Below are 11819 nucleotides of genomic sequence, written 5' to 3'. Positions count from 1 at the left end.
ACCGGGCCGCCGGCGTTCCCGGCACCGGGCGGCGTGTGCCGACCGGCCCCCTCCGCAGCGGTCCCGTCGGTGTGGCCCGGTAACCTCGGCGTGTGACCGTCCCGACCACCTTCACCCCGCCCGCCGGTGCTCGCGCGTACCCGTTGCGCACCGCGCGCGGCGAGTTCGCCGTCGTCGACTCGCCCGTGGCCGACGGTGTGGTGCCGCGGGGCGTCGCGCTGCTGCTGCCCGGGTTCACCGGCAGCAAGGAGGACTTCCACCTGCTGCACGAGCCGCTCGCGGCGCGCGGGTACCGCACGGTCGCCGTGGACGGGCGCGGGCAGAACGAGAGCGACGGCCCCGCGTTCGACGAATCGCCTTACGCCCAGGAGGAGTTGGCACGGGACGTGCTCGCGCAGGCGGCCGCGCTCGGCACCCCCGTGCATCTGGCCGGCCACTCGCTGGGCGGCCAGATCGCCCGGGCGGCCGTACTGCTCGACCACTCCCCCTTCGTCTCGTTCACGCTGGTCTCGTCGGGCCCGGCGCAGATCTCCGATGGGCAGCGGCAGCGCGTGCGCCTGCTGCACGACGCGCTCGCGCTGATGCCGATGCCGGAGGTGTGGGAGGCGATCCTGGCAATGGGCCCGCCGGAGGAAGTCGGCGGCCCGGCCCGCGGGTTCGGCGAACTGCCGTTGCTGCGGCAGCGCTGGGTGAACCACAAGCCCGCCCAACTCCTTTCCACCGGACGCCAGTTGCTCATCGAGCCGGACCGCGTCGCGGAACTCGCCGCCGTATCCCTGCCCTTCCACGTGCTGTCGGGGGCACGCGACGACACCTGGCCGGTGACCGTCCTGGACGACATGGCGATGGACCTGGGAGCGCACCGGACGGTCGTCGCGGGAGCCGAGCACTCCCCCAACCTGGACCAGCCCCTGCCGACGGCCCACGCGCTCGCCGACTTCTGGGACAAGATCCGCGCCGACGGGGACCAGCCGACCGGGAACGGCGCGGCCGGTCGCGGCTAGTACTGCGTCTGCAGGTGCCCCCAGAACCCGTCCCGCAGCGCCCGTCTGAGGTCCGACTGGCCGCGCAGCGAGTACTGGAGCATGCCCTCCGCCTCCACGAGGAGGTCCTGGTCGACGGAGCCGGGCAGGTAGGGGTGGCCCGGCAGCAGTTCCACCAGGGACTCCCGGCCCCGCGCCGCCAGCCACTTGGCCGCGATCTGCGCGCCCACGAAGCGGACGTCGTCACGGGTGGGCCGGGCCGCGCCGGCCTGCTCGTAGGTCCGGTCGGTGCGCCGTGAGACGTACGGCTTGAAGAAGTCGAGGTCGAGGGTGCGCTGGCTGTCGACCTCCCACAGCAGGGGTTCCGCCTGGTTGCGGCCCTCCGGGGCATCGATGCCCCAGAGGTGGACGCGGGCGCCGTACCCCTGCGCCGCCTCCACGGCGGAGACCAGGTCCTCGTCGCCGCCCAGCAGCGCGGCGTCACTGATGGCGCGGTGCCGGGCGAGGGACTCCAGGTCGCTGCGGATCAGGGAGTCGACGCCCTTCTGCTGGTTGTTGGCGTTGAGGTTGCCCAGCCTGACCTTGACGTCCGGGAGTTCGGCGATGGACTGCTGCTCGGTCGTGTGGATGCGGCGGCGGGCGCCGTCGTACCAGTAGACGCGCAGCAGCCGGCTGTCGGCGAAGATGGTGCGGGCGCGGTCGATGAGGGCGTCGATGAGGCCCTCGGCGTCGAGGTCGAAGGCCCGGCGGTCCTCGGTCCCGGTGACGAGCCGGCCCGCCGCCGCGTAGAGGTACCCGGCGTCGACGAAGATCGCATGGGTCGAGGGTGTCTTCGCCACCTCGGCGAGCATGCGGGTCAGCAGCTCGTTCGTGCGGTCGATGCGGGCGGCGAGGGCCGTGAGGTCGTCGTTCATCGCGTCCATTGTCCCGGCGGTCACGCTGCGAACACAACCGGTCCCGTTCGGTCCATACCAGCCCGGTGACCGGTCGGAGCGGACCGTCGGGCGGCCGTCGATCGCGACAGCTCCCTTACCGGTCAGTAATTAGACGTTCGAAAAATTTATTTAGCGTAGGGAATGTTCGTAACACGCACCGCGTTGACTCTTCACGTACAGCAATTCTCCTCAGGAGGATGACCAGACGAAGGGAGAAGCCCGTGCGCTTCGAAATCATGCGACTCGACGACGTCGACGGCACGCCCGTGGACAGCACCGTCGTGGACGCCGCCTCCGTCAACCGGATCGTTCAGCAGGCCGCCGCCATAGGGCAGCGACTGTGGATCCGCCCGGCCGACACCTCGGCCTCGTAACACTCAGGGTCTTCACCCAAGACTTCAGAGCCCCCCACGGCGCGACGCCGTAGGGGGCTCTGCCCGTGCCGGAGGGGCCTCCGCGCACGCCGGAGGGGCTCAGGCCCCCTGGATCACCTGCGTGACGCCGTTGATGATCTGCTGTACGGCGATGGCGGAGAGCATCATGCCCGCGAGGCGCGTCACCAGGACCACGCCGCCGTCCTTGATGACGCGGATGATCAGCAGCGAGTAGCGCATCACCAGCCACAGCACCGCGTGGATGGCGAGGATCGCCGTCCACACCGACACCTGCGTGGCGGCGCTGTCGGCCTTCTGCACGGCCAGGATGACCGACACGATCGCCCCCGGCCCGGCCAGCAGCGGCATGCCGAGCGGGACCAGGGCCACATTGACGTCCTTGGTCTGCTGGGGCTCGTCGGTCTTGCCGGTCAGCAGGTCGAGGGCGATCAGCAGGAGCAGCAGCCCGCCGGCGATCATCAGCGCGGGCACGGACACGTGCAGGTAGTCCAGGATCTGGTGGCCGAGGAGCCCGAAGACGGCGATGACACCGCCGGCCACGCAGACGGCCTGGAAGGCCATCCGCTTCTGCACCTTGGCGGGGCGCCCGGCGGTCAGCGCGAGGAAGATCGGGGTGATCCCGGGGGGATCCATGATGACGAAAAGGGTGAGGAAGAGGGAGCCGAAGACGGCGACGTCGAACATCAGTGCGGAAGCCTTGCGGAAAGAGGGTGAAGGGTGACGGGTCGGGGGAGCCTCAGGCCCCGCCGGTCCCCGGCACCGGGAACGCGCCGGTCGCGCGCCGGGTGATCTCCCCGTAGACCTCGGGGTCCGTGGTGTGCTCGCCGAGCACGCAGGTCTTGCGGCTGCCGTGGTAGTCGCTCGACCCGGTCACGAGGAGCCCCAGGTCGGCGGCGAGCCCCCGCAGTCGCGCGCGGGTGTCGTCGCCGTGGTCCATGTGGTCGACCTCGATGCCGTCGAGGCCGGCGGCGGCCAGCTCGGCGATCACGGACTCGGGCACCGTACGGCCCCGCTTGCTCGCGCCCGGATGGGCGAGGACGGTGACCCCGCCCGCCGCCTTGACCAGCCGGATCGCCTCGAAGGGGTCGGTCTCGTGCTTCTCGACGTAGGCCCGGCCGCCGTCGGCCAGCCACTCCCGGGTGAACGCGTCGCTCACGGTCGGTACGACGCCGAGTTCGACGAGCGCGGTGGCCACGTGCGGGCGCCCGACGGAGCCCTCCCCGGCGATCCGCGCGACCTGCTCCCAGGTGACGGGCACGCCCAGCTCGTTGAGCCTGGCGACCATCCCGCGCGCCCGCGGCACCCGGTCGTCGCGCACCAGCTCGCGCTCGGCGAGCAGGGCGGGCTCGTCGGGGTCGAAGAGGTAGGCCAGCATGTGCATGCTGATGCCGTCGACACGGCAGGACAGTTCGGCCCCGGTGACGAGGGTGAGCCCCGGCGGCAGCGCGGCGATCGCCTCGGCGTGCCCCCGGGTGCTGTCGTGGTCGGTCAGCGCCACGACGTCCAGTCCGGCCGCGGCGGCGTTGCGCACCAGCTCGGCCGGGGTGTCCGTACCGTCGGACGCCGTGGAGTGGCAGTGCAGATCGATGCGCACGACGCGGACTCCAAGCGGTGACGGGCGGACGGGGACGCTCAAGGATAACCGGATTTCCGGACTCCTCCGTCACACCCGAACCGGCCGAGCACCCCCTACACACACGTCTTCCGCGGGCACGCCCGGCACGACTCCGCGAGCGTCCCCGTCCGAGCGCGCCCCCTTCGGCCCACCCGCTCCCCCGCCCGCTACGGCTTCAGCAGTCGCGGCGAGAGCGCCCCGCACGGCACCAGCTCGACCTCGGCCCCGGCATCGCGCAGATCGGTCAGCACCAGCTCGTCGTACATCAGCAGCCCCGACTGCTCGGGCCAGACGACCGCCCACAGCCACAGCCCCCGCGCCTCGCCCGCGAAGACCGCGCGGTCGTCCGGGGCGCCGTCGACCAGCCAGAGCGGGGTGGGGCGGCCGGCGGCCAGGACCTTGGCCTGGGGCGGCTTCTCGACGTCCAGGTACGGGCCGGGGTCGGGGCCGTCCATCCCGGCGTACCGCGCGCCGAGTCCGACGCCGAGCTCCTCCGCGACGAGGATCAGCTCCCCCATGCCGCCGAGCGGGCCCGGCCCCGTGCAGGCGACGGCGCTGGCACGGCCGCCGCTGCGGTCGTCACCGGCGTAGGTCACGCCCGTGAAGAGCCAGCCGACCGGCAGCGGCCACGGCATCCACACCGGCACCCGGGTCCGGTGCACGACGACGTCGAGAGCCTCGACACTGGGCGGGATCACGGGTTGGAGCGGATGCACGGCCCCGTGCACGTCGCACTGCCAGGAATCGGCGAAGAGGCCGGGAGCCCTGACCCGGCCACCACACTTCGGGCAACTGGGTTCGCCCCTCATAGAGCCCCACGGTCCTACCCGATCCGGTCCACGTCAAGGACGATCACCCGTCCGGGCGGAACCTCGTCCGACCGGCCGACATAGATGTAACTTGCATTCATTAGCTTGGCTAACTTAGTATGTGTAAAAGCCAACCATCTGTCGGGACGGGAGCAAGCATGGACCCCTTCGAAGCGGGAGCCGGTGGCCTTCTGCGCCAGCCCAAGGCGGTCTGGGCGACCGCCGGCGCGTCCGTCGTCGCCTTCATGGGCATCGGACTCGTCGACCCGATCCTGCCGTCCATCGCCCGGGGGCTGGACGCCACGACCGGCCAGGTCTCCCTCCTCTTCACCTCGTACTTCCTGATCACCGCCTTCGCGATGCTGCTGACCGGCTTCGTCTCCAGCCGGATCGGCGGCCGCAGGACCCTGCTGCTCGGCCTCGCCCTCGTCGTCGTCTTCGCGGGCCTGTCCGGCACCTCCGACACCGTCGGACAGCTCGTCGGATACCGGGCGGGCTGGGGACTGGGCAACGCGCTGTTCGTCTCCACCGCCCTCGCGGTGATCGTCGGCGCGGCGGCGGGAGGCAGCGCCGCGGCGATCCTGCTGTACGAGTCCGCCCTCGGCCTCGGCATGGCGTGCGGACCCCTGCTGGGCGCGCTGCTCGGCGACGCCAGCTGGCGCTACCCCTTCTTCGGCACCGCGCTGCTGATGGCGATCGGCTTCCTGTGCATCGCGGCGTTCCTGGAGGAGCAGCCGAAGCCGGCCCGCAGGACCTCGCTGCTGGACCCGCTCAAGGCGCTCGGCCACGGCGGTCTGGCCTCGGCGGCGGTCTCGGCGTTCTTCTACAACTACACGTTCTTCACCGTGCTGGCCTTCACGCCGTTCGTGCTGGACATGTCGCCCTACCGGTCGGGAGCGGTGTTCTTCGCCTGGGGCGTGCTGCTCGCCGTCTTCTCGGTCCTGGTGGCCCCGCGGCTGCAGAAGCGGTTCGGCTCGCTGAAGGTGCTCGGCGGCTCCCTGGTGCTGCTCGCCGCCGACGTCCTGGTCCTCGGCTACGGCGACCACACCACCGCCGTGGTGTGCACGGTCCTGTCCGGCGCCTTCATCGGCGTGAACAACACCGTCTACACCGAGCTGGCGCTGGGCGTGTCGGACGCGCCGCGCCCGGTCGCGAGCGCCGGCTACAACTTCGTGCGCTGGTTCGCCGCGGCCGCCGCGCCGTTCTTCGCGCCGAGGATCGAGGAGTGGACGGACGTCCACGTCCCGTTCGTCGTCGCCGCGGTCACCGCGGTCCTCGGCGCGGTCGTGGTCCTCGTACGGCGCGAGGCGCTCACCGCGGAGGCGGAGGATCTGGAGCCGGGGCACGCGACGGAGGACGGGGTCGCCGCCTTCGCCGACCGGCGCGCCCTTCCGGCCGATCGGTGAGTTCGGTCACTCCAGCGGGACGGACCCGCGGGACGGGTCCCGCAGGTCCGTCCCGTGCGTCAGCCACCGCTCCTGGAGGGCCTGCGCGCCGTGCACGCGCTTCCAGGCGGCCTCGTTCGGGGTCATCGGCAGCAGCGGCAGGAAGTGGACCGGGTCCAGGGGCTCGTCGAGGTCCAGGTCCTCGACCAGGCCGCCGGGCTCGGCCACCAGCACGGAGGTGAACGGGGCGCCCGGCCACAGGGGTTCACCGACGTCGAGGGAGGCGCCGGGTGCCACGATCACACCCTCGACCTGCGGGGAGGCGGCGAGCACGGCGAGCGGGCGGAGCACCTTGTCGGTGTCGGCGAGGCCCGCCCGCACGGACAGGACCAGCTCGGCGCGCGGCCCCTTCACCGGATCGGCGAGCACCGCGGTGGGGTCGCTCATCGGCTGCGCGGACATGCCGAGCGTGGCGTAGCGGACGACGTCGCCCTCCTGGAAGCGCAGGACCTCGATGCGGTCCGTACCCAGGAAGGTGACCGCGGCGCGGGCGTCCGGCTCGCCCAGCGCGCTGCGCAACCGGGCCTCGACCAGAGGAAGAACATCAGCCATGCCGCGAGCATAGAACTCGCCAGTACTGGGCAAAGCAGCGCCTTGACACTTCGGTCGGCTGATACTGTTGCCCGGTGGTTCGGGGCAGCACGCAGAAGCGTCGCGATCAAGCCCCGACGCCGAGGTAGTCCCTCACGGGGGACCGGCTGGAGGAGGTGGGGCTGTCATGGATCGAAGTCGACCGTGCAGTACCACTCGCTCTTCCCGCCGCTGATGTAGCTCTGGCTCCGGCCGACCGCCGCCTCTCGCGTCCTCATCCTCACTCGGAAGAGCACTTCGTTTCGTTGTACCGGATCTGCGTACCGGATCTGCCCGATCCCCTCGGTCCGCGCGATCCGTCTGATCTGAAGCAGTACCTGAATCAGTAGCGAAACCCGCCACCGCGACGGAGCGGTGCTCCCCGCTTTGTGGACGTGCCAAACATCCTTCCCTGCCCCGAAGGGCGGGAGACTCCTCGTCAGGACGTCCCCATTCCGGGTAGTTCCACCCGCCGTCGGCGCCTTTCGTTGCCTGCCGCGAAGGAGCCTGCCATGTCGATGATCCGTGACCTGCGTGCCGTGGTCCGCCCGTCCCGCCCCAGCCTGCGCAAGGACAGCGGCGCGTACGACACCACGCGCGACCCCGCCACCCCCTCGGCCGTCGTCGACTGCGCCGTCTACCGTGACGGTGCCCGCGTCGAGACGGCGGCGCCGCTGGCCCCGCACGAGGCGATGCGTCAGGTGCGCCGCGACGGCGGCTTCGTGTGGATCGGCCTGCACGAGCCGACGGAGAGTGAGTTCGCCGGTATCGCCGGGGAGTTCGGACTGCACCCGCTGGCCGTGGAGGACGCGGTACAGGCCCACCAGCGCCCCAAGCTGGAGCGCTACGACGACTCCCTGTTCACCGTCTTCAAGACCATCCACTACGTCGAGCACGACCAACTCGACGCCAACAGCCAGGTGGTGGAGACCGGCGAGGTCATGTGCTTCACCGGCAAGGACTTCTTCATCACCGTCCGGCACGGCGGCCAGGGCTCGCTGCGCGCGCTGCGCCACCGCCTGCAGGACGACCCGGAGTTGCTCGCCAGGGGTCCCTCGGCGGTGCTGCACGCGATCGCCGACCACGTCGTCGACGGGTACATCGCGGTCGCCGACGCCGTGCAGGACGACATCGACGAGGTCGAGACGGAGGTGTTCTCGCCGGGCCGCAAGGGCAGCCCGCGCGGCACCGACGCCGGCCGGATCTACCAACTCAAGCGCGAGGTACTGGAGTTCAAGCGGGCGGTGTCGCCGCTGCTGCGGCCGATGCAACTGCTGAGCGAGCGGCCGATGCGGCTGGTCGACCCCGACATCCAGAAGTACTTCCGGGACGTCGCCGACCACCTCGCCCGCGTCCAGGAACAGGTCATCGGCTTCGACGAGTTGCTCAACTCGATCCTCCAGGCCAACCTCGCGCAGGCGTCCGTCGCGCAGAACGAGGACATGCGCAAGATCACGTCCTGGGCGGCCATCATCGCCGTACCGACGATGGTCTGCGGGGTCTACGGCATGAACTTCGACCACATGCCGGAGCTGCACTGGCGTTACGGCTACCCCGTCATCATGTCGGTGACGGTGATGCTCTGTGTGGGCATCCACCGCACGCTGAAGCGCAACGGCTGGCTGTGACGACCGCCTGGATAGGGTGGGCCCCATGACACGCGAGCTGCTCGAACCGGCCCTCGTCGAGGAGGCCACCAAGAAGTCCGGCCTCATCTGGGTCGAGGCGGCCGGTGGACGGAGCGCACGGCCGCTGTGGCACGTGTGGCACGCGGGTGCCGCCTGTCTGGTCGGTGACGGGCCGGGCGAGCAGCCGCTGCCGGGACTGGCGGACGGTGCGACGGCCGAGGTGACCGTCCGCAGCAAGGACAAGGGCGGCCGGCTGGTCACCTGGACGGCGCGGGTCGCCCAGCTCGCCCCCGGCACCGAGGCGTGGGAGGCGGCCGTCGCCGACCTCAAGGGCAAGCGGCTGAACGCGCCCGACGGCGAGGCGATGACGGCGCGCTGGGCGCGGGAGTGCCGGGTGGTGCGGCTGGAGCCCACCGGGGTCACGTCCCCGCTGCCCGACGGGGATCTGGCGGCGCCGCCGGCGCCGTCCCCGGCGACGACCCGTCAGCCGGTCCCGGCGGGCCTTCCGCGGCTGCTGCTGAAGAAGCGCGGGAAGGGCACGCGCGCGTAGCCGGTCACGACGTCGGCAGTTCCTTGCCGTAGTCCACGATCTCGCTCTCCGCGGGCTCCTGCAGGGCGAAGTCCTTGCCCCAGGCGGAGAAGGTCAGGGTGCCCGCCCCGCCCGCGCGCACCAGGCGCAACGGGTACGGCTTGCCCTCCAGGGACACGTCCAGCGTGCCGCCGGAGCCCTCGTCGCCCGTGATGCGGATGGTGCGCACCCCGGCCTGCTCGTGGTGCCCGTCCTTGCCCAGCGAACCGTGCAGTGTCAGCACACTGTCCAGAAGGAGGTCCTTGTCCGTGAACCCGCTGAACTTCTTGTACGAGGGGTCACCGGTCGGCACCTTCACGTACTTGTCGTCGAGTTTGCCCGCCGCCTCGCTGTCGGAGCCGGTGTCGTCGGACGTGCCGTCCTCGTGCTTCCAGAACGCGGCGTCCGCCTTGAGGTACAGCTCCTCGTCCACCCGCAGCAGGTGGAAGGTGCCGCCCTCGGCGGTGACCGACCCGGTCGCACCGTCCGACTTCAGGCTCATGTCGAGCCGGTACGATTTCCCGCCGGCGACCACGGTCCCGGACAGCCGCACCGCGTCCACCGCCGCGGCGGCCGCCCGTGTCTTCGCCTGGATCTTGTCGGCGGCCAGCTTGCCGACCCCGTTCGTCCCCGCGTCCGGGTCCTCGCTGCACCCGGTGAGCCCCAGGCCCGTCACGGCCAGCGCGCACATCGCGCTCACCAGCGCGGCCCGGCGACGGGTACGGCCCTGGGCGATCGCAGTCACAGAGGGAGCTGCCTTTCTGCGGGGGACTCCTGAGCGGCGTACCGCAGCGTACCGGGGTCCCGGCGGGGCGACGGAGCCAGTCCGTCCGGACCGCCCACCAGGGCGTACCCGATCGGGACGGGCTAGCCTGAAGCCCGCACGAGCGGGCAATTGGGAAAAGAACCTCACCCGCGACAGCGCGGGGAGCACGACAGCGAACACCCCGTACCGGCGCGTACGAGAAGGAGGTCCGGACATGGCAGCGGGCGCCCCCCGGATCTTCGTCTCCCACCTCGCCGGAGTCGCCGTCTTCGACCCCAACGGCGACACCGTGGGCCGGGTGCGCGACATGGTCGTCATGCTGCGGGTCGGCCGCAGGCCGCCCCGGCTGCTCGGGCTGGTCGTCGAACTCACCACCCGGCGCCGGATCTTCCTGCCCATGACCCGGGTGACCAGCATCGAGTCCGGCGAGGTCCTCAGCACCGGCGTGCTGAACGTCCGCCGCTTCGAACAACGGCCCACCGAACGGCTCGTCTTCGGCGAACTGCTCGACCGGCGCGTCACGCTCACCGAGACCGGCGAGGAGGTCACCGTCCTCGACCTGTCGGTGCGGCAGCTGCCGGCCCGCCGGGACTGGGAGATCGACCGGATCTTCGTGCAGAAGGGCCGGAAGTCGGGCGCCTTCCGGCGCGGCAAGGGCGAGAAGCTGACCGTGGAGTGGTCGGCGGTCACCGGCTTCTCCCTGGAGGAGCACGGGCAGGGCGCCGAGAGCCTCCTCGCCACCTTCGAGCAGCTGCGCCCGGCCGACCTGGCGAACGTCCTGCACCACCTGTCCGCGAAGCGCCGCGCGGAGGTCGCCGCCGCCCTCGACGACGACCGGCTCGCCGACGTCCTGGAGGAGCTGCCGGAGGACGACCAGATCGAGATCCTCGGCAAGCTGAAGGAGGAGCGCGCCGCGGACGTCCTGGAGGCCATGGACCCCGACGACGCCGCCGACCTGCTCTCCGAACTGCCGGAGGAGGACAAGGAGCGGCTGCTGAGCCTGATGGAACCCGACGACGCCGCCGACATGCGCCGGCTGATGGCGTACGAGGAGCACACGGCGGGCGGGCTGATGACGACCGAGCCGATCGTGCTGCGGCCCGACGCGACCGTCGCCGACGCCCTCGCCCGGGTCCGCAACCGCGACCTCTCCCCCGCCCTCGCCGCCCAGGTCTACGTGTGCCGCCCGCCCGACGAGACGCCGACCGGCAAGTACCTGGGGACGGTCCACTTCCAGCGGCTGCTGCGCGATCCCCCGTACACGCTGGTCAGCGCGCTCCTCGACGACGACCTGCAGACCCTCGCCCCGGGCGCGACGCTGCCCGTGATCGCCGGGTTCTTCGCGACGTACGACATGGTCGCGGCGCCCGTCGTCGACGAGGCGGGCTCGCTGCTCGGCGCGGTGACGGTGGACGACGTGCTGGACCACATGCTGCCCGAGGACTGGCGGGAGACCGAGTTCCACCTGGCCGAGGGGGAGGTGGCCGATGGCTCCCGAGCGTGACCCCGCCCGCGTCGAGCGCGGCCCGGCCGGCGCCACGGCGACGACCCGCCCCCGGGTCCGGCTGGACCAGCCGCGCCCGCCCAGGCGCCGGATCCTGCCCGAGTGGGACCCCGAGGCCTTCGGACGGCTCTCGGAGCGCATCGCGCGGTTCCTGGGCACCGGACGGTTCATCGTCTGGATGACGATCGTCATCATCGTGTGGGTGCTGTGGAACATCTTCGCCCCACGTGACCTGCGCTTCGACAACTACCCCTTCATCTTCCTGACGCTGATGCTGTCGCTCCAGGCCTCCTACGCGGCCCCGCTGATCCTGCTCGCGCAGAACCGCCAGGACGACCGCGACCGGGTCAACCTGGAGCAGGACCGCAAGCAGAACGAGCGGTCCATCGCGGACACCGAGTACCTCACCCGGGAGATCGCCGCCCTGCGGATCGGGCTCGGTGAGGTCGCCACCCGCGACTGGATCCGCTCCGAACTCCAGGACATGGTGAAGGAACTCGAGGGGCTGCGGGACGGCCACGTCGTATTCCCGGCGGAACGGTCGCGCGGACGTGACGTAGACGACCGCTGACGGCCATGCCAAGGCTCCGGTGGGGCGCCG

The 11819-nt window shown here is 71.4% G+C and carries 13 protein-coding genes; 7 read left to right on the top strand and 6 right to left on the bottom strand.

Annotation, left to right across the window (positions count from 1 at the left end; all coding sequences use genetic code 11):
- Positions 1-92 precede the first annotated feature (92 nt).
- Positions 93-1004 carry an alpha/beta fold hydrolase gene (locus ACH4N1_RS21265; protein WP_398099074.1) on the top strand — a complete coding sequence of 304 codons (912 nt, stop codon included), beginning with the start codon at positions 93-95 and terminating at the stop codon, positions 1002-1004.
- Here ACH4N1_RS21265 and ACH4N1_RS21260 read toward each other — a convergent pair.
- Positions 1001-1906: an NYN domain-containing protein gene (locus ACH4N1_RS21260; protein ID WP_382783362.1), complete on the bottom strand. Its 906-nt coding sequence runs from the start codon at positions 1904-1906 to the stop codon at positions 1001-1003. The genes ACH4N1_RS21265 and ACH4N1_RS21260 overlap by 4 nt on opposite strands.
- A gap of 209 nt (positions 1907-2115) precedes the next feature.
- On the opposite strand from ACH4N1_RS21260, the gene ACH4N1_RS21255 reads away from it, so the two are divergent.
- Complete coding sequence (locus ACH4N1_RS21255) at positions 2116-2292, top strand: hypothetical protein (RefSeq protein WP_363092505.1); 177 nt, start codon at positions 2116-2118, stop codon at positions 2290-2292.
- Between the two features lie 99 nt (positions 2293-2391).
- Here ACH4N1_RS21255 and ACH4N1_RS21250 read toward each other — a convergent pair whose 3' ends face one another.
- From ACH4N1_RS21250 to ACH4N1_RS21240, 3 genes are all read right to left on the bottom strand, one after another.
- Positions 2392-2997, bottom strand: a complete 606-nt coding sequence (locus tag ACH4N1_RS21250; RefSeq protein ID WP_366062392.1) for a MarC family protein — start codon at positions 2995-2997, stop codon at positions 2392-2394.
- A gap of 52 nt (positions 2998-3049) precedes the next feature.
- Positions 3050-3907, bottom strand: coding sequence for a PHP domain-containing protein (locus ACH4N1_RS21245; protein ID WP_398099073.1), 858 nt, complete (start codon positions 3905-3907; stop codon positions 3050-3052).
- 188 nt (positions 3908-4095) lie between these two features.
- Positions 4096-4737: a DUF6758 family protein gene (locus tag ACH4N1_RS21240; protein WP_398099072.1), complete on the bottom strand. Its 642-nt coding sequence runs from the start codon at positions 4735-4737 to the stop codon at positions 4096-4098.
- Positions 4738-4895: 158 nt separating this feature from the next.
- On the opposite strand from ACH4N1_RS21240, the gene ACH4N1_RS21235 reads away from it, so the two are divergent.
- Complete coding sequence (locus ACH4N1_RS21235; RefSeq protein WP_398099071.1) at positions 4896-6143, top strand: MFS transporter; 1248 nt, start codon at positions 4896-4898, stop codon at positions 6141-6143.
- Between the two features lie 6 nt (positions 6144-6149).
- Here the strand turns inward: ACH4N1_RS21235 and ACH4N1_RS21230 are convergent, their stop codons facing one another.
- Positions 6150-6734 (bottom strand): suppressor of fused domain protein, encoded by a 585-nt coding sequence (locus ACH4N1_RS21230; RefSeq protein WP_398099069.1) that lies wholly within the window; start codon positions 6732-6734, stop codon positions 6150-6152.
- 530 nt (positions 6735-7264) lie between these two features.
- Between ACH4N1_RS21230 and ACH4N1_RS21225 the strand changes: the two genes are divergently transcribed.
- Complete coding sequence (locus ACH4N1_RS21225) at positions 7265-8380, top strand: magnesium and cobalt transport protein CorA (protein WP_363092488.1); 1116 nt, start codon at positions 7265-7267, stop codon at positions 8378-8380.
- Positions 8381-8405: 25 nt separating this feature from the next.
- The gene (locus tag ACH4N1_RS21220) at positions 8406-8930 is read left to right on the top strand and encodes a hypothetical protein (RefSeq protein ID WP_398099067.1); all 525 of its coding nucleotides are present in this window, start codon (positions 8406-8408) and stop codon (positions 8928-8930) included.
- Positions 8931-8934: 4 nt separating this feature from the next.
- Here ACH4N1_RS21220 and ACH4N1_RS21215 read toward each other — a convergent pair whose 3' ends face one another.
- Entirely contained in the window at positions 8935-9693 is a 759-nt protein-coding gene (locus ACH4N1_RS21215) for a hypothetical protein (protein WP_398099066.1), read from the bottom strand.
- A 235-nt stretch (positions 9694-9928) separates the two neighbouring features.
- On the opposite strand from ACH4N1_RS21215, the gene ACH4N1_RS21210 reads away from it, so the two are divergent.
- Entirely contained in the window at positions 9929-11218 is a 1290-nt protein-coding gene (locus ACH4N1_RS21210) for a magnesium transporter MgtE N-terminal domain-containing protein (RefSeq protein ID WP_398099064.1), read from the top strand.
- Positions 11202-11789: a DUF1003 domain-containing protein gene (locus ACH4N1_RS21205; RefSeq protein WP_363092484.1), complete on the top strand. Its 588-nt coding sequence runs from the start codon at positions 11202-11204 to the stop codon at positions 11787-11789. The genes ACH4N1_RS21210 and ACH4N1_RS21205 overlap by 17 nt, the downstream gene beginning before the upstream one ends.
- Positions 11790-11819: the final 30 nt, after the last annotated feature.

The organism is Streptomyces sp. NPDC017202 (assembly GCF_044331705.1).
Classification (GTDB): domain Bacteria; phylum Actinomycetota; class Actinomycetes; order Streptomycetales; family Streptomycetaceae; genus Streptomyces.
The sequence above is the reverse complement of the archived record's forward strand: the minus strand, read 5'-3'. Positions and strand labels throughout refer to the sequence as shown.